General features: G+C 32.8%; 28 protein-coding genes. 15 read left to right on the top strand and 13 right to left on the bottom strand.

The window, feature by feature from the left end:
* Positions 1-175: 175 nt before the first annotated feature.
* Positions 176-844 carry a ZIP family metal transporter gene (locus tag J2Y38_RS08330; RefSeq protein WP_309841213.1) on the bottom strand — a complete coding sequence of 223 codons (669 nt, stop codon included), beginning with the start codon at positions 842-844 and terminating at the stop codon, positions 176-178.
* Between the two features lie 97 nt (positions 845-941).
* Positions 942-1,706 (bottom strand): class I SAM-dependent methyltransferase, encoded by a 765-nt coding sequence (locus J2Y38_RS08325; RefSeq protein ID WP_309841212.1) that lies wholly within the window; start codon positions 1,704-1,706, stop codon positions 942-944.
* A gap of 135 nt (positions 1,707-1,841) precedes the next feature.
* Between J2Y38_RS08325 and J2Y38_RS08320 the strand changes: the two genes are divergently transcribed.
* From J2Y38_RS08320 to J2Y38_RS08310, 3 genes are all read left to right on the top strand, one after another.
* A complete protein-coding gene (locus J2Y38_RS08320) occupies positions 1,842-2,999 on the top strand; it encodes a THUMP domain-containing protein (protein ID WP_309841210.1) in 1,158 nt (385 codons plus the stop codon).
* Between the two features lie 149 nt (positions 3,000-3,148).
* Positions 3,149-3,385, top strand: coding sequence for a hypothetical protein (locus J2Y38_RS08315; protein WP_053473652.1), 237 nt, complete (start codon positions 3,149-3,151; stop codon positions 3,383-3,385).
* Positions 3,386-3,403: 18 nt separating this feature from the next.
* Entirely contained in the window at positions 3,404-4,096 is a 693-nt protein-coding gene (locus J2Y38_RS08310; RefSeq protein ID WP_309841208.1) for an aspartate/glutamate racemase family protein, read from the top strand.
* Positions 4,097-4,152: 56 nt separating this feature from the next.
* Here the strand turns inward: J2Y38_RS08310 and J2Y38_RS08305 are convergent, their stop codons facing one another.
* The 3 genes from J2Y38_RS08305 to rlmD are packed head-to-tail and all read right to left on the bottom strand — an operon-like array spanning position 4,153 to position 6,948.
* Positions 4,153-4,977, bottom strand: coding sequence for a DUF6048 family protein (locus tag J2Y38_RS08305; protein ID WP_309841207.1), 825 nt, complete (start codon positions 4,975-4,977; stop codon positions 4,153-4,155).
* On the bottom strand, positions 4,949-5,521 hold the full coding sequence (locus tag J2Y38_RS08300) for a DUF6452 family protein (protein ID WP_309841205.1): 573 nt from the start codon (positions 5,519-5,521) through the stop codon (positions 4,949-4,951). Before J2Y38_RS08300 ends, J2Y38_RS08305 begins: the two co-directional genes overlap by 29 nt.
* A 14-nt stretch (positions 5,522-5,535) precedes the next feature.
* Positions 5,536-6,948: a 23S rRNA (uracil(1939)-C(5))-methyltransferase RlmD gene (gene rlmD, locus J2Y38_RS08295; protein ID WP_180861284.1), complete on the bottom strand. Its 1,413-nt coding sequence runs from the start codon at positions 6,946-6,948 to the stop codon at positions 5,536-5,538.
* A 195-nt stretch (positions 6,949-7,143) separates the two neighbouring features.
* Between rlmD and J2Y38_RS08290 the strand changes: the two genes are divergently transcribed.
* Positions 7,144-8,157, top strand: a complete 1,014-nt coding sequence (locus J2Y38_RS08290) for a HAMP domain-containing sensor histidine kinase (protein WP_309841203.1) — start codon at positions 7,144-7,146, stop codon at positions 8,155-8,157.
* Positions 8,158-8,543: 386 nt separating this feature from the next.
* Here J2Y38_RS08290 and J2Y38_RS08285 read toward each other — a convergent pair whose 3' ends face one another.
* The 3 genes from J2Y38_RS08285 to epsC form a co-directional block, all read right to left on the bottom strand.
* On the bottom strand, positions 8,544-9,530 hold the full coding sequence (locus J2Y38_RS08285) for an aldo/keto reductase (RefSeq protein WP_309841202.1): 987 nt from the start codon (positions 9,528-9,530) through the stop codon (positions 8,544-8,546).
* A gap of 143 nt (positions 9,531-9,673) precedes the next feature.
* Positions 9,674-10,561: a cysteine synthase CysM gene (cysM, locus tag J2Y38_RS08280; RefSeq protein WP_309841201.1), complete on the bottom strand. Its 888-nt coding sequence runs from the start codon at positions 10,559-10,561 to the stop codon at positions 9,674-9,676.
* Position 10,562: 1 nt separating this feature from the next.
* Positions 10,563-11,354, bottom strand: coding sequence for a serine O-acetyltransferase EpsC (epsC, locus tag J2Y38_RS08275; protein ID WP_309841199.1), 792 nt, complete (start codon positions 11,352-11,354; stop codon positions 10,563-10,565).
* 190 nt (positions 11,355-11,544) lie between these two features.
* On the opposite strand from epsC, the gene J2Y38_RS08270 reads away from it, so the two are divergent.
* Positions 11,545-12,246 carry a DUF1003 domain-containing protein gene (locus tag J2Y38_RS08270; RefSeq protein WP_309841197.1) on the top strand — a complete coding sequence of 234 codons (702 nt, stop codon included), beginning with the start codon at positions 11,545-11,547 and terminating at the stop codon, positions 12,244-12,246.
* A 15-nt stretch (positions 12,247-12,261) separates the two neighbouring features.
* On the opposite strand, the gene J2Y38_RS08265 is transcribed toward J2Y38_RS08270, so the two are convergent.
* Positions 12,262-12,528 (bottom strand): DUF2752 domain-containing protein, encoded by a 267-nt coding sequence (locus J2Y38_RS08265; protein WP_309842061.1) that lies wholly within the window; start codon positions 12,526-12,528, stop codon positions 12,262-12,264.
* A gap of 122 nt (positions 12,529-12,650) precedes the next feature.
* Here J2Y38_RS08265 and J2Y38_RS08260 point away from each other — a divergent pair, with 122 nt between their 5' ends.
* Together J2Y38_RS08260 and J2Y38_RS08255 are read left to right on the top strand one after the other, a co-directional pair.
* On the top strand, positions 12,651-12,836 hold the full coding sequence (locus J2Y38_RS08260) for a hypothetical protein (RefSeq protein ID WP_053473640.1): 186 nt from the start codon (positions 12,651-12,653) through the stop codon (positions 12,834-12,836).
* On the top strand, positions 12,826-13,377 hold the full coding sequence (locus J2Y38_RS08255; RefSeq protein WP_309841195.1) for a Smr/MutS family protein: 552 nt from the start codon (positions 12,826-12,828) through the stop codon (positions 13,375-13,377). Before J2Y38_RS08260 ends, J2Y38_RS08255 begins: the two co-directional genes overlap by 11 nt.
* A 120-nt stretch (positions 13,378-13,497) precedes the next feature.
* Here the strand turns inward: J2Y38_RS08255 and J2Y38_RS08250 are convergent, their stop codons facing one another.
* A complete protein-coding gene (locus J2Y38_RS08250) occupies positions 13,498-14,508 on the bottom strand; it encodes a hypothetical protein (protein ID WP_309841194.1) in 1,011 nt (336 codons plus the stop codon).
* An 86-nt stretch (positions 14,509-14,594) separates the two neighbouring features.
* On the opposite strand from J2Y38_RS08250, the gene J2Y38_RS08245 reads away from it, so the two are divergent.
* Positions 14,595-15,719 (top strand): cysteine desulfurase family protein, encoded by a 1,125-nt coding sequence (locus J2Y38_RS08245; protein ID WP_309841192.1) that lies wholly within the window; start codon positions 14,595-14,597, stop codon positions 15,717-15,719.
* A 196-nt stretch (positions 15,720-15,915) separates the two neighbouring features.
* Here J2Y38_RS08245 and J2Y38_RS08240 read toward each other — a convergent pair whose 3' ends face one another.
* Entirely contained in the window at positions 15,916-16,488 is a 573-nt protein-coding gene (locus J2Y38_RS08240; RefSeq protein WP_309841190.1) for an L-threonylcarbamoyladenylate synthase, read from the bottom strand.
* A 42-nt stretch (positions 16,489-16,530) separates the two neighbouring features.
* Positions 16,531-17,607: a DegT/DnrJ/EryC1/StrS family aminotransferase gene (locus tag J2Y38_RS08235; RefSeq protein ID WP_309841189.1), complete on the bottom strand. Its 1,077-nt coding sequence runs from the start codon at positions 17,605-17,607 to the stop codon at positions 16,531-16,533.
* 251 nt (positions 17,608-17,858) lie between these two features.
* On the opposite strand from J2Y38_RS08235, the gene J2Y38_RS08230 reads away from it, so the two are divergent.
* The 7 genes from J2Y38_RS08230 to J2Y38_RS08200 are packed head-to-tail and all read left to right on the top strand — an operon-like array spanning position 17,859 to position 23,635.
* Entirely contained in the window at positions 17,859-18,089 is a 231-nt protein-coding gene (locus J2Y38_RS08230) for a phosphopantetheine-binding protein (protein ID WP_309841187.1), read from the top strand.
* Between the two features lie 4 nt (positions 18,090-18,093).
* On the top strand, positions 18,094-19,149 hold the full coding sequence (locus tag J2Y38_RS08225; RefSeq protein WP_309841184.1) for a ketoacyl-ACP synthase III: 1,056 nt from the start codon (positions 18,094-18,096) through the stop codon (positions 19,147-19,149).
* The gene (locus J2Y38_RS08220; protein WP_309841183.1) at positions 19,146-20,246 is read left to right on the top strand and encodes an SRPBCC family protein; all 1,101 of its coding nucleotides are present in this window, start codon (positions 19,146-19,148) and stop codon (positions 20,244-20,246) included. Before J2Y38_RS08225 ends, J2Y38_RS08220 begins: the two co-directional genes overlap by 4 nt.
* Positions 20,233-20,976 carry an SDR family oxidoreductase gene (locus J2Y38_RS08215; protein WP_309841182.1) on the top strand — a complete coding sequence of 248 codons (744 nt, stop codon included), beginning with the start codon at positions 20,233-20,235 and terminating at the stop codon, positions 20,974-20,976. Before J2Y38_RS08220 ends, J2Y38_RS08215 begins: the two co-directional genes overlap by 14 nt.
* 7 nt (positions 20,977-20,983) lie before the next feature.
* On the top strand, positions 20,984-21,994 hold the full coding sequence (locus tag J2Y38_RS08210) for a ketoacyl-ACP synthase III (RefSeq protein ID WP_309841180.1): 1,011 nt from the start codon (positions 20,984-20,986) through the stop codon (positions 21,992-21,994).
* A complete protein-coding gene (locus tag J2Y38_RS08205; RefSeq protein ID WP_309841178.1) occupies positions 21,994-22,629 on the top strand; it encodes an acetyltransferase in 636 nt (211 codons plus the stop codon). The genes J2Y38_RS08210 and J2Y38_RS08205 overlap by 1 nt, the downstream gene beginning before the upstream one ends.
* Before the next feature lie 40 nt (positions 22,630-22,669).
* Positions 22,670-23,635 carry a glycosyltransferase gene (locus J2Y38_RS08200; protein ID WP_309841177.1) on the top strand — a complete coding sequence of 322 codons (966 nt, stop codon included), beginning with the start codon at positions 22,670-22,672 and terminating at the stop codon, positions 23,633-23,635.
* Between the two features lie 3 nt (positions 23,636-23,638).
* On the opposite strand, the gene J2Y38_RS08195 is transcribed toward J2Y38_RS08200, so the two are convergent.
* On the bottom strand, positions 23,639-24,658 hold the full coding sequence (locus J2Y38_RS08195) for a glycosyltransferase (RefSeq protein ID WP_309841175.1): 1,020 nt from the start codon (positions 24,656-24,658) through the stop codon (positions 23,639-23,641).
* Positions 24,659-24,664: the final 6 nt, after the last annotated feature.

Here is a 24,664-nt window from a genome sequence, read left to right as displayed (position 1 = left end):
ACTTGAAACGTGAAACTTGAAACGTGAAACTTCAAACCTGAAACCTGAAACTTCCTTTCGCGTGAGGGATAGGAGCAGGCTACCGAAGTAGCGCGGATAGCCCGGCAGTATTTAAGAAAAGGCCCAATGAACGCAAAGTTGATTGGGCCTTTTTTTAAATACTGACACGCCCTGATTATAAAAAGAATGCCAATAAAATCCCCAAAACAATCATGGAAATTTTGGCTACATTAAATTTATGTCCTTCGCTGCTTTCAAAGATTATAGTTGATGAAATATGGAATAAAATACCAATTACTATTGCTGTTATTTCGGTATAATAATCGTTTAAAATTGGTAGATATTCAGATGCAACAGTTCCAAGCGGCGTCATGATGGCAAAAGTCAGCATGAAAGCAAAAATGGCTTTTTTGTTTAAATCGGCATTAATGAAAAATGTCGTTAAAATCACGGCAATTGGCAAATGATGAATTGCAATTCCTACGGCTAAATCATGATGATGACTTACCGGAAAACCTTCTAAAAAGGCATGAATACAAAGGCTTATAAATAAAAGCCAGGGAATTTGTGACATTTTTGCATGGCCGTGAACATGTCCGTGTTCAGCACCTTTGGAGAAAAACTCCAAAACGATCTGAAACAAAATTCCAACCATTATAAACAAACCAATTTTATGATTGTGAGAACTGTAAACTTCTGGAAGCAGATGCATTACGGTTAGCGATAACAAAAATGAACCGCTAAATGCGAGCAGTAATTTTAAATTGGTTTTGTTGGTTGGTTTTAAAAACAAAGCCACACTATATCCTAAAAGTACAGAAAATAAGGGTAGTAAATAGTTCATTTTGTTGTTTAATCGGTTTTTTGTTTAATCGTTTAATCGGTTTTTTGGGGTCAATTTGTCCAAGCGATTAAACAAATTAACAGTTAAACGATTAAACCTATTTAAAAATCATGATTAATCTTTCGCTTTCGGTTTTATGGAATTTTTTGAGTTTGTAATCTCCAAAAATATCTAAAAGATAAATTCCTGCTTCATCCATTAAATCCTGAAAATCTTTTAAAGTCAGGGCTTTTACTTTTTCGGTAAAATGAAATTTTCTGCCTTGGTCTTCAAAATCAATTTCTTTAAAAATATGACCGTCTTCAACGTATCTTTTGATGTGAAAATCAATTCCGTCAACGGTTTTAACCTCTTGAGGAACCAAAGTTTCAATTACCTGATTTACGTTCATAAAGTCAATAACGGCGAATCCGTATTCAGATAAACTTTCTCTGATGGCTTTAAGGGTTGTCAGGTTATCATCGTCACTTTCGAAGTAGCCAAAACTAGTAAAAAGGTTAAAAATAGCATCGAATTTTTCTTCAAAAGGTTCACGCATATCGTGTACTTTAAAATGAAGATGCTCGTTGCTGTTTTTATTGGCTTCGGCAATGCTGTTTTCAGATAAATCAGCGCCTAAAACATTAAAACCTAATTGATTCAGGTAGATAGAATGACGTCCTTTTCCGCAGGCTAAATCAAGCACTTTTGCTTTTTCAGGCAGGTTTAGATAATGCGTTAAGTTGTCCATGAAAATCTGAGCTTCTCTATAGTTTCTATCCTTGTACAGAATGTGATAATATGGAGTATCAAACCATGATGTAAACCAGTTTTCGGTATTTCTATCCTGATTTGGTGTTGATGAGTTGGGTGCGTCAGACATTTATTCTATTTCAATTAATATAAAGTCCCGCAAATTTAGTGTATTTTTGCCGAAAAATAACTATTTCGCGTCGATACCTAAATAAACGTTGGCATCTGCCTGCGATTGGAGTTGTTTTTTAATACAAAAATAAAGATGGAAGAAAATTTTAGAATGATAGCCAAATGTTTTTTTGGCTTTGAGGAGATATTAGAACAGGAATTGCGTACACTTGGGGCTCAGGATGTTGAAAAAGGGGTACGAATGGTAAGTTTTAAAGGGGATAAAGGTTTTATGTACAAAGCTAATTTATCGCTTAGAACGGCACTAAAAGTTCTAAAACCTATTTACTCTTTTAGAGCTAATAACGAACAGGCACTATATAAAGGAATTTCGGGAATAAACTGGTCTAAATTATTGAATGCCAATCAAACTTTTGTGATTGATGCTACAGTGCATTCGACTTATTTTAACCATTCTGAATTTGTCTCTCAAAAATGTAAAGATGCTGTTGTGGATCAGTTTAGAGAAAGAACAGGACAAAGACCAAGCATTGATAAACAATATCCGGATTTAAGAATCAATATTCATATCGATAAAGATCAGGTTTCGGTTGCGTTAGATACTTCAGGAAATTCGCTGCATCAGCGTGGTTACAGAACGGCAACGAATATTGCGCCTATAAACGAGGTTTTAGCAGCGGGAATTTTATTATTATCGGGCTGGGAAGGACAAAGTCACTTTTTAGATCCAATGTGTGGTTCTGGAACTTTCCTTGCAGAAGCGGCGATGATTGCCTGCAATATTCCGGCAAACATTAATCGTAAAGAGTTTGCATTTGAAAAATGGAAAGACTGGGACAATGATTTATTTGATCAGATTGTAAACAGTTTAATGAAGAAAACAAAAGAGTTTCATTACACTATAAAAGGTTTTGATAAAGCGCCAAGTGCGGTAAGCAAAGCCAAAGATAATATTAGAAATGCGAATCTGGAAGATTACGTAACTGTTGAGGATAATAACTTTTTTGACAGTGAAAAAGCGGTTGAAGGAAAACTTCATATTGTTTTTAACCCGCCGTATGATGAACGTTTAGATATTCATATGGAAGAATTCTACAAAAACATAGGTGATACTTTAAAGAAAAATTATCCGGGAACAAACGCCTGGTTTATTACTGCAAATCTTGAAGCCTTAAAATTTGTTGGATTAAAACCGTCAAGAAAAATCAAACTTTTTAACGGAAGTCTTGAAGCACGTTTGGTAAAATACGAAATGTATGAAGGAAGTAAGAGAACGAAATTTCAAGTCTAAGGTTCTGAATTGCTAAGATTCTAAGATGCTAAGAATTTTAGTGAAAATTACTCAAAAACCTAACCGAAAATAATATTAAGCTTTTAAGAGTTTAAGAAGCAAAAAACTTAGCATCTTAGAATCTCAGAACCTTAGCAACTTTAAAAAAAATGACAAAACTACAAGTAAGAGCGTTTCTATACCAATTAGGAAGTTTCGCGATTCTATTTATTTTAGGCAGATTTATAATTGCTGAATATACAGGATTAACCGGAATATGGATTCCGATGACATCGTTTGTGGCAGCGACTATTATTGCGCCTAAATTTCAGGCTGTAAAAACAAAAGACGGCGAAAAACTTTTTATGAAATGGATTTTTATAAAAGGCATTAGAGTTATTGGATAAATTTTTAAAATCAGCAATATGAGGAAAATTGGACTTATTGGCGGTATAAGCTGGGTTTCGACCACAGATTATTACAAACTTATAAATCTTGGAATTAACGAAAAGCTGGGAGGTTTAAACTTCTCTGAATGTTTGGTTTATTCTTTTAATTATGCTGATATTAAGAAGAATAATGATAATAACGATTGGGATTCGACTTTTAAGATGCTTTTTAAAGGCTGTGAATTTTTAAAATCGGGCGGGGCAGAAGCTATTATTTTATGTGCCAATACGATGCACTTAATTGCTGATAAACTTCAGGAAGCGATCGATTTACCTGTTATTCATATTGCGGTTGAAACGGCAGTTGAAATTCAAAAGCAGCAATTAAAAAAGGTTGGTTTATTGGGAACTAAGTTTACAATGGAACTTGATTTCTTTAAAGATAAACTGGCTGCACAAGGTATCGAAGCCATAATTCCAACCAGCGAAGATGATAAAGATTTTATTCATTATACGATTTTCGAAGAGTTAGGAAGAGGAATTGTAACCGATGAAATGAAAAAACGTTATATAGAAATTGCTAATGAACTGATTAAAAACGGTGCAGAAGGAATTATTTTAGGATGTACCGAAATTCCTTTGGTAATAAAAGAGGGAGATTTATCGGTTCCTATTTTTGATACAACTTTAATACACGCAAAAGCAGCTGTTGAATTTCAGTTGTCTTAAATAAAATAAGCATAAAAAAAAGCCACGAATTTGTGGCTTTTATTTTTTTGTAAAAACTATTTCTTTTTAGGTGCTTGTTTTTGAATTTCAGGCACGATTACCTTTTTCTTATAAATAGGAATGAAATATGAAACGGTATAGTTAAAACCTACACCAAAACTTCCGTCGTAAGTTCTGTTAAAACCCGGAATATAAAGGTTGTCAAAACCAGAAGGTTTATTGTTCATCACCAAAAGTTTCAACTGAACACCAAAACCTACGAATAGATTATCGAAAACTTCCGCTTTAATTCCTCCTGCAACTTCAATCCAGGCAGCACTTAAACCGCTGTTTTTTTGATTTGCTTCAATTGCTGGTTTTTCACCCCAATACGGATTTGAATTGTAAATTTTATAACTGTTTAAATCTTGGCTGAAAGAACTGAAACCACCTCGCATACCAATTGTTATAAGGTTTTCCATATCAAGCCAGTTGTCGTACAAATTGTAATCGAAACCTCCTTTAATATAAGTTCCTGTAGCTGTAGAGTTTAATCTGTCGTCATCTGTGGTTTTGTCTTCAAAACCCAGTTCGGCAGCTAAATAGTATCTTTTTGTTAAACGCCAGTCACCGGTAAATTCTACACCTTTATAATCCTTATCATAAAAACCTCTCGTTAATTTGTATAAATCAACACCCACACGCAAACCGTAGCGATCTGTTTTTGGTGGAACAATAGTGTCTGTCTTAGCTTCCTGAACAGCAGGTTTTGCAGTTTTGGCTTTTGGTTTTTCGGTAACTATTGGTTTTATTGCTGTCGAATCTTTTATTTCCTGAGCATGTCCCAAAAGCATTGCAAAAACGAAACAAAGACTAAAATAATATTTCAAGGTGTGTTTCATTTTCCAGTTCAATGTTACGGGTTTTTAAATTTAAAGTCTTCATCCAAACGCCATCTCCTGTATCAGGATCATCTGTACGTATGTAGCCAGAAGTAGCAGGTTGTGCAGTACTTTGCTCATTAAGCATAAAAATAGTCTTAAAACCGCAGGCTCTGGATACATATGAGGTTTGACGCGCATAATTAAATGTTATTATATCGCTGTTCGTTACATCCGGATTTGGATCATCAGAATCTAATATAAATCTATAACTTGTTATGTCTTCATCTACTTTTAGCGGTATAGAAATAGTATTTCCGTTTGCCAGATATTTTGTTGTAGATGTACCGCTTTCATTAAAAACAATTCCGTTAGGATCAGCACCCGGGCCAATACCAACAACTCTTAAATTGGTTACACTTCTTGGTGTAGACGGATCTGCACTGCTGTAAAATTTAATTACTAATCTTGGAGTAGTAGGTGTGTTTGCGTCGCAGATATCATCTTTCTCACAGCTGGATAAACCAAATGTAAAGACTAATAAAAGAGAAATTATTTTTTTCATCTAGTGTTTTATAATTATCGAAGTTCTAAAAGTACAACATTTTCAACATGATGCGTCTGCGGAAACATATCAACCGGACGTACGCGGGTTACCTTGTATTTTTCGTCCATTAAGGCTAAATCACGTGCTTGTGTTGCAGAGTTACAACTTACATAAACTACTTTTTTTGGAGCAATCTTTAAAATCTGATCAATTACAGCAGCATGCATTCCATCTCTCGGCGGGTCTGTAATAATAACATCAGGTTTTCCGTGTTGTGCAATAAAAGCTTCGTTGAATACCACTTTCATGTCTCCAACAAAAAACTCACAATTCGTAATATTATTGCGTTCTGCATTTGCCTTAGCATCTAAAATTGCTTCAGGAACACTCTCAACACCAATTACTTTTTTTGCTTTTTTAGAAACGAATTGTGCAATAGTTCCCGTTCCTGTATATAAATCATAAACAGTTTCTTCTCCCGTTAATCCGGCATAATCACGAGTTATTTTGTATAATTCGTAAGCCTGATCTGAGTTAGTCTGGTAGAAAGATTTAGCGTTAATGCTAAATTTTAAACCTTCCATTTCTTCTAAGATATAATCTCTTCCTTTATAAAGTTTAATATCCTGATCGTAAATTGTATCGTTTGGTTTCGCATTTACCACATATTGTAAAGAAGTAATCTGCGGAAATTTTTCATATAGATGATCTAAAACCAATTCACGATTTGCTTTATCATCTTCAAAAAACTGAATTAAAACCATGATTTCGCCTGTCGAAGCCGTACGAATCATTAAAGTTCTTAATAACCCAGAATGTTCTCTTGGATTAAAAAAGGCTAAATTATGCTCGTTTGCAAAGGCTCTAATTTCGTTTCTGATAGCATTTGAAGGATCTTCCTGTAAATGACATTTTTCGATATCAAGAATTTTATCCCACATTTTCGGAATATGAAATCCTAAAGCATTTCTATTTCCTAAATCTTCTGTACTTCCAATTTCTTTTTCGGTTAACCAACGGCTGTTTGAAAACGAAAATTCCATTTTATTTCTGTAGAAAAATTGTTTATCTGAACCCAAAATAGTTTCAAATTCCGGTAATTCAACTTTTCCAATACGCTGTAAATGATTTTTTACCTCGTTTTGTTTGTAATACAGCTGCTGGCTGTATTTCATGTTTTGCCATTTACATCCGCCGCAAACACCAAAATGATCGCAGATTGGATCAATACGATGCTCCGATAATTCGTGAAATTTCACGGCTTTTCCTTCGTAGTATGCTTTTCTTTTTTTGAATGTTTGTACATCAACAACATCGCCAGGAACGACATTCGGAATAAAGATTACTTTTCCGTCAGGAGCTTTTGCTACTGAGACTCCCTTTGCTCCGGCATCAAGAACCTGAATTTGATGAAAGACAACTTTGTCTGTATTTTTTCTTCCCATAGCGCAAAAATAAGGGTTTGTAAACTTTTACAAATTTTATTTTCATAATATTTTATCAAATTGTGTAATTTACTAGTTTAATAAACTTTAAAAGTTAACTTTGTTCCTGATATTCAGCCCCAAGCTACAATATATTATCAATAGTTTTGTTATGTTTTTATGAAGTTGTATCATAATCTTTCACAAATTAGCTTTTTGAAAAAAAGTTATGCGTTAAAATTTTTATTTGTCGCTTTTATAGGAATACATATTCCATTAATTGGAATTTTATTTTTTGTTCTTTTTTTCGAACAGACTATTTCACCCACATCGATCCTGATTTTTTCATTAGTAATGACATTATTGGCAACTGCTGTAACCCTTTTAGTTTTAAAACAGCTGATAAAACCTATTTCTATTGCCTCAAGATCATTAGACGATTATAGAAACAAAAGAAGATTATCAATTCTCCCAACAGAATATATCGATGAAGCAGGGCTTTTAATGTGCAATATTCAGGAATCGATTTATGAGGCTGAAAGTTTTATAAATGAAAAGCAGGATTTAATTTATATGCTTTCACATGATTTAAAAAACTTTGCCGGAAATCCGCAAGGTTTGGCAAAACTAATCTTAAGCGAAAATCCCTCGGAATCTGTCAAACATCTGGCCGATTTAATTTGTGAATCGACTAATCTGCAATTCCGATACATCGAAAACTTCATCAAACTATTAAAAGAGCAAGATCAGGTTCTAAAAGTAAATCAGGAAACCAAAACCATTTATTTTGAAAATATTCTTCCTTTTATAAATGAACAGGTTGAACAGCGATTAATAGATAAAAATATAGTATTGAATTTAAGTGTCGAAACCTACGAAGCTAAACTTTGGATTGATGAAGGTTTGCTGGTTCAGGTTTTGGTAAATTTAATTAGTAACGCAATTAAGTTTTCTTATTTTGACAGTGATATTAAAGTTAGGATTTATAAAGAAGATTCCAATCTTGTTATTACCGTTGCAGACAGGGGAATTGGTTTTGATAAAAATCAGATGGAAGAATTATTTAAAAAATTCACCAAAATGAGCCGTTTAGGAACTGCTAATGAATCCTCAACCGGAATCGGACTTTATTTGTGCAAAAAAATTATCGAAAAAAATAAAGGCCGATTAACTGCCATAAGTGAAGGCAAAAATAAAGGTGCTGAGTTTAGAATTGAATTTGAGGTCTAAGTTTCTAAGGTTCTGAGATACTGAGGCTCTGAGGTGCTAAGCTTTTTCTTTTTGAACTTAATTTTTTATTTGCTCATCCATTAATTCTTCATCATCTCTTTCGCGGGAAAGAATTAAAAGGCATACAACTTTTAAATAGAAACTTATATTTTTCATGGTTATGATTTGGTTAGTTTTATGTTATGAAGATGTTTGTTTTTTAAAAAGGTTGCGCGAATAAACGAAAAAAATATTCTACTATATAATATTTTATGCAAAGAAGAGAACTTTAAGCTTTTACAAAAGCCGTTTAAAGATATTTAAGCAATAAAATAGGGTAGATGTATAAAAAAAGGGAAGTTTTATTTAAATAAAACTTCCCTTTTTTGAGATTATTCATTTATGTTTTACCAAAGATGATGTACGTCTTGTTTTATATACTTTTCGTAAATTTTATTCATTTCCGAAATCTTTTCCGAGCTTAATTTTGGTAAATCATATACTGATAAATTAGAAAGTACATGACTTTCTTTTGAAGCTCCGGGAATAATACAGCTAATTTCGTTAAAACTCAAAATCCATTGCAAAGCAATAGGAGCAAGGTTTGCAGTTTCAGGAAATAAGGCTTTTAATTCCTCAACGGCTTTTAAACCTAAGTCATAGTCAATTCCAGAAAAAGTTTCGCCTTTATCAAACGCATCTCCGTTTCTGTTGAAATTCCTGTGATCTTGTGCGTCAAAAGTGGTTTTTGCATCAAATTTGCCCGTTAAAAGTCCGCTTGCAAGAGGAACTCTCGCAATGATCCCGATATCTTTCTTTTTGGCTTCTGAGAAAAATAATTGCGACGGACGCTGGCGAAATAAATTGAAAATAATTTGAACAGTCGTTACATTCGAATATTCGATTGCTTTTAAAGCTTCTTCGACTTTTTCGACACTCACGCCCAAATTCAAAATTTTTCCCTGATCTTTCAATCGGTCAAACATTTCGAAAATTTCAGGTCGGTAATACACTTCCGTTGGCGGGCAGTGCAGCTGAATCAAATCTAAAGTTTCTAGTCCGGTTCTTTTAAGGCTGTCTTCAACAAATTTCTGAAGTACTTTTGGCTGATAACCATCATTCACATGCGGATTAATCTGACGTCCGCATTTTGTTGCAACATAAATACGTTCAGAGCGTGAACGAATCACTCGTCCAACAGCAGTTTCGCTTAATCCGTTTTCATAAACATCGGCAGTATCAATAAAATTTACGCCGTTGTCAATTGCTGTATTGATAAGTTCATCAGCAGTTTTATCATTAAATCCAGAACCCCATTTTCCTCCAACCTGCCAGGTTCCAAGTGAGATTTCAGATATATTAAAGTTTGTTTTTCCTAGTTTTCTGTAGAGCATTTTTTTTAAGGTACTAAGTTTCTAAGTTTCTGAGATGCTAAGTTTTTTTTAGTTGCTGAGATACTAAGGTTCTAAGTTGTTAAGCTTTTATATTTAGTTTTTTAAACTTAGAATCTTAGCAACTCAGAACCTTAGCATCTTTTTTAGTCAAATAAATCCGAAGACAAATATCTATCACCGCGATCGCAGATAACGGCTACTATAACTCCAGATTCTAATTGTTCTGCTATTTTTAGTGCTACGGCAACAGAGCCGCCGCTGCTCATTCCGGCAAAAATACCTTCTTCGAGCGCTAATCTTTTTGTCATTTCTCGAGCTTCTTCTTCGCTTACATCTATAACTGTATCGACTTTTGAAGCATCAAAAATTTTAGGTAAATATTCCTGAGGCCATTTACGAATTCCCGGAATTTGAGATCCGTCGCTTGGCTGTGCGCCAATAATTTGAACAGCAGGATTTTTTTCTTTTAAATAAGTAGAAGTTCCAATGATGGTCCCAGTTGTTCCCATTGCCGAAACAAAATGTGTTACAGTTCCATCAGTATCATTCCAAATTTCCGGACCTGTAGTTTTATAATGCGCTTTCCAGTTGTCATCATTCGCAAACTGATTTAGCATGATATAACCGCCTTCAGCGACTTTTTTGCCGGCATAATCCCTTGAGCCAATAATTCCTTCTTCTGCAGGCGTTAAAATAACCGTAGCGCCATACGCACGCATAGTTTGTGTTCTTTCTTTTGTAGAATCTTCCGGTAAAATTAATTCTATCTCTATTTGAAATAATTGTGCAATCATCGCAAGCGCAATTCCGGTATTGCCGCTTGTTGCCTCAATTAATTTATCTCCTTTTTTAATTTCTCCTCTTTCAAGAGCAGCGGCAATCATGTTATATGCCGCTCTGTCTTTTACACTTCCGCCTGGATTATTTCCTTCCAGTTTCAGTAAAAGCTTAACGTTTTTATTCTTAACCAAATTGACGGTTTCCATTAATGGAGTATTTCCAATTAGGTTTAGTAACTTCTGTGGACCCATTTTATTTTTTTTCTTTTATTTTAACTTCTGTTGTGGTGGTATTAAGTACAATCGAATCTTCGGGAATTGATTTCGTAATCCATGAATTACCGCCAATAATACTGTTTTTTCCAATGATGGTTTCTCCTCCCAAAATCGTTGCATTGGCATAAATGCACACATTTGCTTCAACGGTTGGATGTCTTTTTGCATTTTTCATGTCTTTACTTACGCTTAAAGCTCCCAGAGTAACACCCTGATAAATCTTAACATGTTTTTTAATAACACTGGTTTCACCAATAACAATTCCCGTGGCGTGATCTATAAAAAATGGCGAAGCAATATCGGCACCGGCGTGAATATCAGTTCCGGTAATTCTATGCGCATATTCGCTCATTAATCTCGAAAAAAGCAATAAATCTAAATGATACAATTCGTGGCTTAATCTGTAAATAGCGATAGCGTAAAAGCCCGGATAAGCTAAATAGACTTCATCAATGCTGTTTGATGCAGGATCATTTTCAAGAATATATTCGGCATCCTGATTTAATTTTTCTAAAACGCCCGGAAGTTTAGCCACAAATCTGTCCCAGATTGATTCGCATAAATTTTGAGGTTTTTTGCAGGCTAAAACTGCTATTTCCTTAAAACGGATTTCAAGTTCATCAATACTTTCGTCGAGAGGTGCATTTGAATCAAAAAGAGTGTAAAAAAGCTTCTCGGTAAAATCTTCAGTTTTGGTTTTGATACCGTAGTTTATATTAGAATGGCTTTTTAAAGCCTTAATATTTTGTATGATATTGTCTTTAGTCACAATAGTAAAATTGAGTGGATATTTTAAAACGTTAAAAGTAAGGCGTTTTTTGTAAATAAGGACACGATTTAACGAAAGAAATTTTGGTTTCAGAATTGTATTTGTGATAAATAAAAGGTTAATAAATGCTTCTGTTTTATATGATTCTTAAGAAGTTAATTGTGTAAATTAGCGGATAAAATCTACAAAAATGAAAAATAATTCAACTTTTAAAAGTTCGATTTCTGATATTTCTTTTCCTGAAAGTGAGAAAATTAGCGGTAATTCTATTCATGATCCCATTTTAGGCCTTATTTTAAAAGATCATCCTTCATTTTGTGATGATGACTCTATTTCGGTTCAGGAATTAAACGAATACCGCCAAAAATATATATCTAATTATTTATCAGCTGAAATTGGAACACTTTCTGACCTTGAAAAAAGTGTTATTTCTTCTTTAAAAGAAGATAAATCCATCGTAAGTATTGTTGAAGATGAAGATGAAAAGAGAAGTTTCGGTCAAAAAATAGCCGATAAAGTAGCAGATTTTGGCGGAAGCTGGACTTTTATTATTTCGTTTATAGCTTTTATCGTCGTTTGGATTGGTTCCAATGTTTATTTTTTACTGGATAAAGGTTTTGATCCGTATCCGTTTATTTTATTGAATTTGATTTTATCCTGTATAGCCGCACTTCAGGCGCCCGTAATTATGATGAGCCAAAACCGTCAGGAAGAAAAAGATAGAAACCGTGCCAAAAAAGATTATATGATTAACCTGAAATCTGAATTAGAAATAAGAATGATTCATGATAAAATTGATCATTTAATTATGCATCAACAGCAGGAATTAATCGAAATTCAGAAAGTACAAATCGAGATGATGAATGATATTTTAAATCAGATTAAGAAGTAAAACGGACTTAAAATATCAAAGATAAAAGTGTTTGTAGTAATAACCCAAACACATAAAAATGATATTTATGCCGGCAGCTTTCCAGATGATTTTTTGATAGTTTCTGGATTTATCCAAAAAATATAAAGCCAATAAAATTAAAAATAACAGCGTAGTGTAGATGGCCGGATACATTTTAAAAGCGGCCGAAAATTCACCTTGAAAAAGTAAGAATAAAGAACGTTGAAAACCACAGCCCAGACATTCAATTCCGAAGAGTTTTTTGAAGAGGCAGGGGATCATATATTTCTCTAAATTCACAGCGTAATTTTTTACAATTTTACAAAAAAATATTCGATAACATTTCAGAAGAAAGAAACTTCTATTTTAAAGTTTTATACTTTTGGATTCTTAAACTTTAGAAAATGAAAGCTTTTAAAATTTTAATTATGATTCTTGCCATTTCAGTTGCATTATATGAGCAGGTTTCTGATGACAAAAATATCTATATAATGGTAATTGCTATTGCCGTTTTTATGTATGGAATGATGCAGTTAAGTGCAAAAACGCCAAGTAAAAATCAAGAAAAAGAGGAGCAGGATGTTGATTAAAGGAGATAAGGTTTCGGTATTAGACGAAGCGATAAACGGAACAGTGGTTTCGGTTAAAAATAAAGAAGTTTTAATTGAAACGGAAGACGGATTTATGATGACATTTTTTGTCAATGAATTACTTAAAATTCAGGATTCCAGTAATTTAATGAATTCTATTAAAAGAATTGATTTAGATGAAGTTACGAAAGAGAAAACAGAGCCAAAACCGAGGAGTTTTGTGAAAGAAAAGAAAGATAAACGCGAAATTTCGGCTCCGGAATTTGATTTGCATATCGAAAAACTGGTTCCTAATAAACGCGGAATGTCAAATTATGATATCCTGACGCTGCAGACAGAAACTGCAAAAAGACATATCGAATTTGCAATTAAAAACCGCATTCCAAAAATCGTTTTTATTCACGGTGTCGGTGAAGGAATTTTAAAAGCCGAACTTGATTTTTTATTAGGCCGTTATGACGGAATTGATTTTCAGGATGCCAATTATCAAAAATACGGTTTAGGTGCAACCGAAGTTTATATTCGCCAAAACAATAAATAAAAGAATTTTTAAGACTTGAAATCCTTTATTTTTAAGCATAAAAAAACGTCTGCTTTTTGAATCTGATTTACAAAAAAACCGGATCAAAAAACAGGCGTTTTTTGTAAGAATATTTTTTTGCTATTTTTTAGCTGTAGGCGCTGTTACCGGCGCATCAGTTATTGTACCAAGAACAAAATTATCTGCTAAATAAAAACTGCTGTTCCCTTTCTTAAGGGTAACATTTTTTATGGTAATAGTATGCTTGTAAACAACACTTGTTGTTCCTGTTGCTGTTGTTGTAACTTCAACGATACCATTATTATCTGCTACGCTATTCCAAACTGTGCTTACAGCTGGTGCTGAAGGTGCAGGGCTTATACAAAAATAATTGCTGGTTAAAGTCCCTGTATTAGATTTAAAAGTAGTATAATTTATATTGTTTGCTGTTGCTGTTATTGCTTTAGATCTTGTACCTGGTACTTGTTTAATAAGATCCTGATCCAGATTATTAACCTGCATATAAGAAGTTGGGTTAAAATTAAAAACTTGTTTCTTATCTGTACATTGCGTTGGTACATTTGTAAAAGTTAAATTTATCGGATCTGCCGAAGTAGTATAATTTCCAAAAACAAATTCTTCTTCTGTTTGAGGACCTGCAGGTTTTAAGAAAGTAATGTTTCTAAAAACAATTTGATGATTATAACCTGTAATTCTTGTGCTTCCGTCAGTTGCACTTTTATCACCTGTAACCTGTGTCGATGTAATTTCAATTATACCTGCTTTAGCCTGCCATTCTTCTGTTACATTTGGTGTTCTTGGCGGTATTGTACCACAAATATTATTAACTTCAACTTTGCCGTCGTAAGCTCTGTAAAGGACACGATAAGTTGAATTGTTAATATCGTAAATAAGCGGATCGCCAACTGGTGTGGCATCAGTTTTAATACTGTTTGCCGGCATCTGGATTACTAATGATTCCTGAGTTTTTAATTTATAAATTAGAGTTGGAGCAGTCTCATCAGTACTTGAATTAGGACAGCTTGCCGAAGTCTGAATATCTTCAAAATTAATTGTATCTACAGTTAAATCGCCGTCGTCGCATCCGTTTAACAAAAGAGCCAATATTAAAAGGCTTACATATTTTTTCATCGTAATTTTATTTGGGTCAAAAATAGTGAAAAATTTGGCAAATGAACTTTTAGATTAGACAATTGATATTTCATAACTTTGCATCAATGAAAAAAGTATACCTCGATAACGCCTCAACAACTGCTATGCGACCTGAAGTCATTCAGGAAATGACTAAAATTATGGCAGAAGATTTTGGTAACCCGTCTTCTACGCATAGTTTTGGGCGAAATGCAAAAACAGTTTTAGAACTCTCAAGAAAAAGTATTGCCAAACATTTAAACTGCTCAGCACAGGAAATTATTTTTACTTCTGGCGGAACAGAAGCAAATAACTGGATTTTAAGATCGACAGTTGAAGATCTTAAAGTTGAGCGTATCATAACTACAAAAATTGAGCATCATGCTGTTTTATACAGTGTTTTGGCCTTGCAGTCTGATTACAATATTCAGGTTGATTACGTAAATGTTAATCAAGACGGAAGTATTGATTTAACGCATCTTTCTAATTTACTTTCTGATGAAAAGAAAACCATTGTTAGTTTAATGCACGTAAACAACGAAACAGGAACTGTTTTAGATCTGGATAGAGTTGGTGTGATCTGTAAACAATACAATGCTTTATTTCATTCAGACACTGTTCAATCAATTGGAAAAACAGAAATCGATCTTCAAAAAGCTCCTGTAGATTTTATTCTGGCAAGTGCTCATAAATTCCACGGACCAAAAGGTGTTGGTTTTGCTTTTATTCGAAAAAACTCCGGTTTGCAGCCTTTAATTTTTGGCGGAGAACAAGAAAAAGGTCTTCGTGCCGGAACAGAAGCTGTGCATCAAATTGCAGGAATGGCAAAAGCTTTGTCTCTTTCGTATGAAAATTTAGAGGCAGAAAGAAATCATATTTCTGACCTGAAAAAATATCTAATAGAACAATTGGAACTTAATTTCCCTGGTTTTAAAATTAACGGAAAGAAAGATGATTTTTATAATATCATAAATATCACGTTACCTTTTTCTTCAGATAAAACTTCAATGCTTTTATTTAGCTTAGACATGAAAGGAATTGCAGTTTCAAGAGGAAGTGCCTGCCAGTCCGGAAGTATAAAACCTTCGCATGTTTTAAAAGAAATGCTCTCAGAGGATGATTTAAAATTACCAAATCTCCGAATTTCATTTAGTCATTACAATACAAAAGAAGATATCGACTGGTTGATTGAGAGTTTAAAAGTTGTTTAGTTTTTAGGTGCAAAGGTTCAGAGTTAAGTTGCTAAGGTTCTGAGTTGCTAAGATTCTAAGTTCTAATTGAAATATCCTTCGACTTCGCTCAGGATGACATTATAGGTCTGTCAGGCTAATCGAAGTCGAAGCCTTTGATTCTAGGTTCTTTATTTAAAAAATCTACACTCTAAAATCTACACTCTAAAATCTAAAATTACTTACGAATAACTTTTACCTGCGAGTCGTTTGTTAATTTGATGATTGTTGATGGTTTTCCGGCAATTTTATCCTGATTTAGTTTTACAACATAATCAACACCTTTAATAATTTCGGGACTAATGTCTTTGAAAGAAATAGGAGTAGGCTGTCCTGAAATATTTGCAGAAGTCGAAACCAATGGTTTTTTCATTCTTTCCATTAATTTGAAACAAAAAGGTTCTTTTACCAATCGAACTCCAAGAGATTTATCGGCTGAAATAACATTATGAGCTACATTTCTGGCATCATCTAAAATTAAAGTGGTTGGTTTTTCAGATAAATCCATAATCTGCCAGGCCACTTCCGGAATGTTCTTAAAAACGTTGTACATCATTTTTTCTCCATTCATTAAAACAATCATGCTTTGTGTTTCGGCGCGTTGTTTTAGTTTGTAGATTTTGGCAACAGCTTCAGGATTAGTAGCGTCACAACCTATTCCCCAAACAGTATCTGTAGGGTAAAGAATAATGCCGCCTTCTTTAATCACTTCATAAGCATTGTGAACTTCTGTATTTATATCTTGATTCATGACCTAAAATATTTTTAAATAGTAACAGCATAAAGCTGTTAATTATGATGTTTGTGTATTTATAATTTGAGTTATATTTTTTAAATCGGCTTCAGAAATTCCCACATATAACGGTAAACATAAAATTCTTGATGCAATAGATTCAGAAACAGGCATTTTTTCTCCTTTTGTATATTCTATAGTATTCAAAGAAGGATAAAAATAACGTCTAGGAATTATATCATCTTTTGCTAAAGCTTCTGAAACGCGTAATAAAGTTTCTTCCGAATCTAAAATTACTGGATAATAACTATAATTCCATTCTGTGTTTTCTCTTATTTTTAAAGTTTTTACAGTATTGAAATTTAAATTGTTATTATAAAAATCAACCACTTTTTTTCTTTCAGAAACGATATGATCCATATAAGGAAGTACCGCTAGCCCCATTGCCGACTGCAGTTCAGAAATTTTAGCATTTATTCCTAAACCATGAAAAGCTAAAGGACCATTATGACCAAAATTATGACTGTAATAAAGTTGATGAAAAATAGCAGCATCGTTGCAAAACATAGCACCGCCTTCTCCCGTATGGAATAATTTAGTGGCGTGAAAACTACAAGTACTTACATCGCCAAAATTAAATACAGACTGATTGTTGAATTTAACTCCAAAACAATGTGCGGCATCATAAATAACTTTTAGATTGTGTTTTTTTGCAATATTTTCGATAGCAATAACATCACACGGATTTCCAAAAACATGTGTTGCTAATATTGCAGTTGTTTTTGGTGTTATTGCAGCTTCAATTTTGGTTTCGTCAATTGTTAAATAATCCGGATTGATATCTACAAATACAGGTTTGCAGTTTTCCCATACAATTGCCGCAGATGTGGCAACATATGAAAATGGTGTAGTGATAATTTCACCGCCTTCTCCAAAAAGTTTTAAGGCAATTTGGATAGGAATTGTACCGTTATTAGTAATTATCAAATTAGAAACGTCAAGAAGATTTTTAAGCTTATCTTCTAATTCTAAAGTAAGTTCGCCTCTATTTGTTAGCCAAACTTTATCCCATGCACGTTTTACATAAGAATTATATTCTTCTTGCGGGGGCAAAAAAGTTTTGGTTACAGGAATCATTTAATTATGGATTTAATGAGTTTAATTTATCATTACGGATAAACTATTGTTATATTTGCGGGGTAAAATTAGGAAAAGAAACCTTAATTTTTGACATAACTGAATATTATAACATTTTAAGAAGTAAAACTTTTGGTTAACCTGATTGGTAAACAGGAAGTTAAAGTTTTTAATCCGATTAATAAGGATGTGTTTTTGATATTTGGTATGATTAATGTAAAAAATGAACACAAAATAAATTTAAGATTACTATGGAAATCAACGCTTTTTTGAAAAATTTTGCAGATATTTTAGATGATACAGATGCAGCTTTAATCACACAGGAAACTGTTTTTAGAGATTTAGACGAATGGAATTCGCTAACTGCATTATCATTAATTGCAATGGCAGATGAAGAATACGATGTAAAATTAACAGGAGATGAAATTAAATCTTCTAATTCATTAAATGACATCTTCAAAATAATTAAAAATAAAGCATAATTAAATGGCAGCTTTTTCAGTAAATGATATTGCAATAAAAGGTATTTCCTGCTGCGTTCCTAAAAATAAGGAACTAAATGTCGATTTAGATATATTAACATCAGAAGAAATTCAAAAATTTATTGAAGCAACCGGAGTTGAAGAACGACGTATTGCTACAAAAGAAATTTGCACATCTGATTTATGCTGTGAAGCCGCCGAAAAGCTTATTAAAGATTTAAATTGGCAGAAAGACGAAATTGAAATTCTGGTTTTTGTTTCTCAGACTGCCGATTATATTTTACCTGTTTCTGCCGCAATACTTCAGGACAGATTAGGATTATCTACTAATTGTATTGCTTTTGATGTTCCGCTGGGATGTTCTGGTTATGTTTACGGAATGTCGATTATTGCGGGAATGATGAAAGCTGCTGGTTTAAAAAAAGGTTTGCTTTTAGCCGGAGATACAAGCAGTAAACTATTGTCTAAAAAAGATAAAAGTACAGTTCCGCTTTTTGGTGATGGAGGAAGTGCCACTGCATTTGAATTTGATGAAAAAGCAGAAAATTTACTTTTTGACTTAGGTACAGATGGTTCTGGATATAAAGCTATTATTGTTCCTGACGGAGGGTCAAGAAACAGAATAAATGAAGATTCCCTTATTGTAAAAGATATTGAAGAAGGAATCAGCCGTAATGCCTGCAATTTGGTTCTTGACGGAATGGATGTCTTTGGTTTCGGAATTTCACAAGCTCCTAAAACCGTAAAAAAACTTGTTGAAAAATTTGAGATTGATATTGATAAAATAGATCATTTCGTATTTCATCAGGCTAATTTGATGATGAATAAAATGATTGTCAAAAAATTAAAACTACCGGTTGAAAAAGTTCCTTACTCATTAAAAGAATTTGGAAATACCTCTTCTGCCACAATTCCTTTAACTATTGCTGCCGAATTGAAGGAGAGTTTAACAAACGCTTCTAAAGATTTAATAGTTTGCGGATTTGGAGTTGGTTTATCTTGGGGAACAGCGAGAATTAAGCTGGATAATGTTGTGATTTCTGATTTAATAGAAATATGATAAAGAATCTGGATTATATAGACGATGAAGTTTATTTAAAAGAAAAATCCTTGTTTTTTAATGAATCCTGGATTTTAGCAGCTCACAAAAATGAACTCTTAAACAACAACGATTTTGTAACTTTTGAATACTACGGCGATAAAATTTTTATTCAAAATTTTAATGGCACCATAAAGTCTTTTCAAAACGTTTGTCTTCACAGATTTAATACGATACACGAAGAACCTTTTGGAAACAGGGTTTCTTCCTGTTTGTATCATAACTGGACTTACGGCAAAAAAGGAAATGTTGTGGGATTAATGTGCCGAAATTCTTTTGAAAGAGATCACATAAACGAGTTAAGACTTAAAGAATATGAAGTTGCCTTTTGCGGTGATTTTATCTTTTTAAAACTTAATGATAAGTTCGATAAAACTTTAGAGCAGTATTTAGGCAATATTTTTACACCGCTTGAAGAAATAAGCCAGCATTTTGGTTCAAAAACAATCGATTATACAATTGAGCACAAAGTAAACTGGAAACTTTTAATAGAAAATGTTCTGGAATGCTATCACTGTACATCAGTTCATGAAAATTCATTTGCAAAAATGGGATTTGGATCTGTTCCACCAGAGAAATTTGATTTTTTTGATGCACACAGCTGGTGCGAATTTCCAAAAGGTGAAGATGTAAAACCAAATAAAATTATCGAAAAATCCTTGGCAGGAAGAACTTTTAAAACGCAGGGATATTTACATTTTTATCTGTATCCAAATGCATTTGTAAGTTCAGTTGAAGGAAAAGGGTTTTATTTAGGATTTATGCTTCCGGAATCTCCTTCAAAAACAAATTTAAGAGTACGCTATTTTGCTCCAAAATTTGAAAAAGAGTTAAGCGAATCAGAACAAAATATTATTGATTTTATAAATACAAGTTCAAACGATTCTCTGGATTTAGTTTTAAATGAAGATAAAAAAATTGTAGAAAATATTCAGTCTAACTTAAAAAATTTTAAAGACCATTCTCCAATATTTGGCAATGAAGAATTTAGAATTTTGAAGTTTTATGAATATTTTAATAAACAAAAGAACAAAAACAGATATAATGAATCCATTTGATTTATCAGGAAAAAAAATTTTAGTAACCGGAGCATCTTCGGGAATTGGTTATGAAACTTGTTTGGCCATTGCAAGGCAGGGCGGAAGTTTTATAGCAATTGCAAGACGTAAAGATTTTTTGGAAAAATTAATAGAAGAATGCGGAAATGAAAATAGTTTCATAACGGCAGATTTATCTCAAATGGAAGATATTAAATCTATTGTTGATACAATCGAAAATGTTGACGGAATTGTACATTCGGCAGGAATTGTGTCTTTGGCGCCTGTTAAATTTTATTCAGAAGAATTAATGAATGAAATGCGAAGCATCAATTTTGATTCAATTGCTTACTTGGTTAATTTAGTTTTTAAAAAGAAGAAAATTAATAAAGGAAGTTCTATTGTTTTAGTTTCTTCAATTGCCGGTTTATTTGGTATGAAAGGAAATGGAATTTATGCGGCAAGTAAAGGCGCATTAATTGCAATTTCTAAAGTTTGGGCAAACGAATTTGCATCAAGCAAAACTCGTGTAAACTGCGTTTCACCAGGAATGGTAAAAACGGAAATTACGTCAAAATCTATTGAAGATTTATCTTTAGAAGTAATTCAGCAAGACGAAAAAAAATATCCTTTAGGATACGGAGATCCCGTTCAGGTTGCCAACCCAATTGTATTTTTGTTATCTGATGCAAGCAGCTGGATTACCGGACAAAATTTGGTATTAGACGGCGGAAGGACTTCAACCATATAATTTGAAGATGAAAGCAAATATTAAAGCCATATCATATTATTTACCTGAAGAAATTTTATCGAACGATTTAATTAATCAGGCATTTCCAGAATGGGATATTGAAAAGATAAGTTCAAAAACGGGGATTAATTCCCGACATATAAGTGCTGGTGATGAATTTTCATCAGACATGGCGGTTAAAGCTGCAGAAAAATTATTTGCAGAACATAATATTGATCGGTCTACAATTGATTATTTATTGTTTTGTACGCAAAGCCCTGACTACTTTTTGCCTACAACGGCTTGTATTATTCAGGATAAATTAGGATTAAATACTTCAATTGGAGCTTTAGATTTTAATTTAGGATGTTCTGGTTTTGTTTACGGATTAAGTTTAGCAAAAGGTTTAATTGCGGGTGAAATGGCAAAAAATGTTTTGCTGATTACTTCAGAAACCTATTCAAAATTCATTCATCCAAAAGACAAAAGCAACAAAACCATATTTGGGGATGCCGCCGCGGCAACTTTAATAACCAGTGAAAAAGGTTTTTGTTCAATAGGCAATTTTATTTTTGGTACTGATGGAACAGGGGCAGAAAACCTAATTGTAAAACAAGGCGGAATGCGTTTTCCGGTTTCCAATGAAAATGAAGATATTCAGGATGAATTTGGAAACGTTCGAAACGATAAAAATTTGTTCATGAACGGAACCGAAATTTTCAATTTCACAGGTGAGTTTGTTCCGAAACTTACAGAAGCAATTTTAGATAAATCAAACTTATCAAAAGAGGATATAGACTTATTTATTTTTCATCAGGCAAATAAATACATGCTGAATCACTTAAGAAAAAAGATAAAAATCCCTGAAGAAAAGTTTTTTATTGCAATGGAACATTGTGGTAATACCGTTTCATCAACCATTCCAATCGCTTTATACGAAGCTCAAAAACAAGAAAAACTAACTGATATTAAAAATTTAATATTAGCAGGTTTTGGAGTAGGATATTCCTGGGCTGCCTGTAACTTAATTATAGAGTAATGAAAAATTTAATAATAGTTGGTGCAAGAGGATTTGGACGTGAAGTTTATGACCTTGCGACACAATGTTCAGGTTACAATCTCGAATATGTAATCAAAGGTTTTTTGGACGATAAGGCAGATGCGCTTGATGGTTTTGAAAATTATCCTTCAATTATTTCTTCTGTAGAAGATTATGTAATTCAGGAGAACGATGTTTTTGTCTGCGCATTAGGAACCGTTAAATGGAAAAAACATTACGCCGAGCTGATTATGTCAAAAGGAGGCAGTTTTATTAATTTAATTCACCCCTCTACAAAATTGAATACAAATGCTGTTGTTGGTATCGGTTTGCTGGTTTTTATGTATGCAAACATCAGCAATGATTGTATTATCGAAGATTTTGTGACGATACAAGGATATGTTGGTCTGGGCCACGATACCAAAATTCGTAAATGGGCACATTTAAGTTCGTATTCTTTTACAGGAGGTTTTGTTGTTCTTGAAGAAGAAACAACTCTTAATACTCGTGCAACTGTGCTTCCGCATGTAACTGTCCGCAAAGGTGCGACAGTTGGTGCCTGCAGTCTTGTGATTAAAAATGTAAAAGAAAATACTACCGTTTTTGGTATTCCTGCAAAGAAATTAGACTTTTAGAATACAATCAAAATTAATTTAAAAAACGAAATAATATTTCATGAGAGATCAAAACAGCATTATTTTAAATTGGACTGGCGATATACAAAAACCAATCGTTAGTATTTTATGCGATACTTTTAATCATGAAAAATTTATTACAGAAACTTTAAAAGGTTTTTTAAGTCAGAAAACGACATTTCCATTTGAGATCATTGTACATGATGATGCTTCAACAGATAATACAGCCAGTATTGTTACTGAATTTGCCAAAAAATATCCCTTAATTATTAAAACCGTTTTACAGAAAGAAAATCAATATTCTCAAAAGATTAATTTTTGGAGTGATATTACGTTTCCAATGGCGCAGGGAAAATACATTGCTTTATGTGAAGGAGATGATTATTGGATAGATGAATTAAAACTGCAAAAACAAGTAGACTTTTTAGAAAGCAATCTTGATTATGCAATTACATGGACAGATTTCCTTACCAAAAAAGAAAACGAATTAATTCCTAATGATTTCAGTAGCACTTTGCCAGCTGTTTACACAATTGATTTTAATACCCTTTTTCAACCTTATTGCACTTATACCTTAACAAGTCTTTTTAGAAAAGAAGCCGTTGATCCTTTAGATTATAAAAAATTCAAGTACGGAAAAGATAACACACTTTATGCATTAGCACTTTGCAATGGAAAAGGAGCGTTTCTAAATTTTCAAGGCGCAGTTTACAGATGGCATCCGGGCGGAGTTTATTCCTTAAAAACACCTTTTTTCCAGCGTTATTCTTCTTATTTAAATATAAAAGAAATACTTGATAATATTCCGCAGGCCAGAACTAATAACATGAAAAAAGTTATGGCAACTTTATTAAAAGCCTCAGCATTTGAAGCTTTAAAATTACGTAAAACGGATCAATATAAAACTATTGAAGAACTGGAGAAAGCTATAAGTGAATTTTTAGACAAAGCCAGTTTATCATTAAAAATAAAATATCTGTGGCGATATATTAAAACAAATATCTAATTATTACTTCCCGGTTAAGGATTTAAAATAAAGAAGCACTTTATCAACGAAGTTTATTTTTTGGAATAATGTGTCTTCGTTATTTTTCAAGTGTTTATAGAATGAAAGTTTATACGATTCCGCATTTCTAATAATGCGGATTAAATTTTTAGTAATATGTTTTTGAAAAATTTCAGGATTAAAATAGCCTAACTTTTCATTTTGAGAAAGCAGAAATTTAGATGCATTAATAGTTTCGATAATTTCTTCTGGCGAAAGCCCTTTTTTAAACGAAACAGCATTTAGGTAAAAATCAATTTTTGGATTTGCAGGATCAATTTCAAGCGCAGCCAATTGATTTACTTTTACTCTTTTTACAGATCGGTTTACATTATCAATTTTTGTTTTACTGATATTGTTATTGTGCTGTCTGTAATTTAATAAAGATTCAGGGATATTATAAAAGTTAGTTTTAGCCAATAATCTGCTCCATAAATCATAATCCTCAACAGGAACATAATCGTTATCGAATTTTAAATCTCCTAAAACCTCTTTCTTAAACATTACAGTTGGATTTCCGATGTTACAACTGTGTAAAAAAGATACTTTTATAGCATCAGGATTTGTATTATGCTTTATGATTTTATCTTTTTTTGATCCAAAAAAGGTGAACCATGTTCCGCAAACTCCAATTTCCGAATTGTTTTTTAATACTTCAATTTGTTTCTCAAAACGTGTTGGTAAAGCAATATCATCAGCATCCATCAATGCAATATAAGTGCCTTTTGCAGCGTTAATACCTTCATTCCTAAGGTTTGCAGGTCCAACATTCTGTTCTTTGTCTATAATAATTATTCGATTATCTTTAGCTTGAAATTTTTTAATTATCTCTAAACTTTCATCAGTAGATTTATCGTTTAATATGATAAGTTCAAAGTCTGAGAATGTTTGATTTAAGATACTTTCTATGCTTTCATGCAAAAATGAAGCAGCATTAAACACAGGAATTATCACAGAAATTTCAGGAAATTGAAGAATTTGCATGGTTTT

The organism is Flavobacterium sp. 2755, from assembly GCF_031455715.1.
In the GTDB taxonomy this organism is placed as follows: Bacteria; Bacteroidota; Bacteroidia; order Flavobacteriales; family Flavobacteriaceae; genus Flavobacterium.
The sequence above is the reverse complement of the archived record's forward strand: the minus strand, read 5'-3'. Positions and strand labels throughout refer to the sequence as shown.

Bases quoted from the DNA above. Each gene is read 5' to 3' on its own strand.
- J2Y38_RS08330 (WP_309841213.1), bottom strand. From the start codon at position 844: ATGAACTATTTACTACCCTTATTTTCTGTACTTTTAGGATATAGTGTG.
- J2Y38_RS08325 (WP_309841212.1), bottom strand. From the start codon at position 1,706: ATGTCTGACGCACCCAACTCATCAACACCAAATCAGGATAGAAATACC.
- J2Y38_RS08320 (WP_309841210.1), top strand. From the start codon at position 1,842: ATGGAAGAAAATTTTAGAATGATAGCCAAATGTTTTTTTGGCTTTGAG.
- J2Y38_RS08315 (WP_053473652.1), top strand. From the start codon at position 3,149: ATGACAAAACTACAAGTAAGAGCGTTTCTATACCAATTAGGAAGTTTC.
- J2Y38_RS08310 (WP_309841208.1), top strand. From the start codon at position 3,404: ATGAGGAAAATTGGACTTATTGGCGGTATAAGCTGGGTTTCGACCACA.
- J2Y38_RS08305 (WP_309841207.1), bottom strand. From the start codon at position 4,977: ATGAAACACACCTTGAAATATTATTTTAGTCTTTGTTTCGTTTTTGCA.
- J2Y38_RS08300 (WP_309841205.1), bottom strand. From the start codon at position 5,521: ATGAAAAAAATAATTTCTCTTTTATTAGTCTTTACATTTGGTTTATCC.
- rlmD (WP_180861284.1), bottom strand. From the start codon at position 6,948: ATGGGAAGAAAAAATACAGACAAAGTTGTCTTTCATCAAATTCAGGTT.
- J2Y38_RS08285 (WP_309841202.1), bottom strand. From the start codon at position 9,530: ATGCTCTACAGAAAACTAGGAAAAACAAACTTTAATATATCTGAAATC.
- cysM (WP_309841201.1), bottom strand. From the start codon at position 10,561: ATGGGTCCACAGAAGTTACTAAACCTAATTGGAAATACTCCATTAATG.
- J2Y38_RS08270 (WP_309841197.1), top strand. From the start codon at position 11,545: ATGAAAAATAATTCAACTTTTAAAAGTTCGATTTCTGATATTTCTTTT.
- J2Y38_RS08265 (WP_309842061.1), bottom strand. From the start codon at position 12,528: ATGATCCCCTGCCTCTTCAAAAAACTCTTCGGAATTGAATGTCTGGGC.
- J2Y38_RS08260 (WP_053473640.1), top strand. From the start codon at position 12,651: ATGAAAGCTTTTAAAATTTTAATTATGATTCTTGCCATTTCAGTTGCA.
- J2Y38_RS08255 (WP_309841195.1), top strand. From the start codon at position 12,826: ATGTTGATTAAAGGAGATAAGGTTTCGGTATTAGACGAAGCGATAAAC.
- J2Y38_RS08250 (WP_309841194.1), bottom strand. From the start codon at position 14,508: ATGAAAAAATATGTAAGCCTTTTAATATTGGCTCTTTTGTTAAACGGA.
- J2Y38_RS08245 (WP_309841192.1), top strand. From the start codon at position 14,595: ATGAAAAAAGTATACCTCGATAACGCCTCAACAACTGCTATGCGACCT.
- J2Y38_RS08240 (WP_309841190.1), bottom strand. From the start codon at position 16,488: ATGAATCAAGATATAAATACAGAAGTTCACAATGCTTATGAAGTGATT.
- J2Y38_RS08235 (WP_309841189.1), bottom strand. From the start codon at position 17,607: ATGATTCCTGTAACCAAAACTTTTTTGCCCCCGCAAGAAGAATATAAT.
- J2Y38_RS08230 (WP_309841187.1), top strand. From the start codon at position 17,859: ATGGAAATCAACGCTTTTTTGAAAAATTTTGCAGATATTTTAGATGAT.
- J2Y38_RS08225 (WP_309841184.1), top strand. From the start codon at position 18,094: ATGGCAGCTTTTTCAGTAAATGATATTGCAATAAAAGGTATTTCCTGC.
- J2Y38_RS08220 (WP_309841183.1), top strand. From the start codon at position 19,146: ATGATAAAGAATCTGGATTATATAGACGATGAAGTTTATTTAAAAGAA.
- J2Y38_RS08215 (WP_309841182.1), top strand. From the start codon at position 20,233: ATGAATCCATTTGATTTATCAGGAAAAAAAATTTTAGTAACCGGAGCA.
- J2Y38_RS08210 (WP_309841180.1), top strand. From the start codon at position 20,984: ATGAAAGCAAATATTAAAGCCATATCATATTATTTACCTGAAGAAATT.
- J2Y38_RS08205 (WP_309841178.1), top strand. From the start codon at position 21,994: ATGAAAAATTTAATAATAGTTGGTGCAAGAGGATTTGGACGTGAAGTT.
- J2Y38_RS08200 (WP_309841177.1), top strand. From the start codon at position 22,670: ATGAGAGATCAAAACAGCATTATTTTAAATTGGACTGGCGATATACAA.
- J2Y38_RS08195 (WP_309841175.1), bottom strand. From the start codon at position 24,658: ATGCAAATTCTTCAATTTCCTGAAATTTCTGTGATAATTCCTGTGTTT.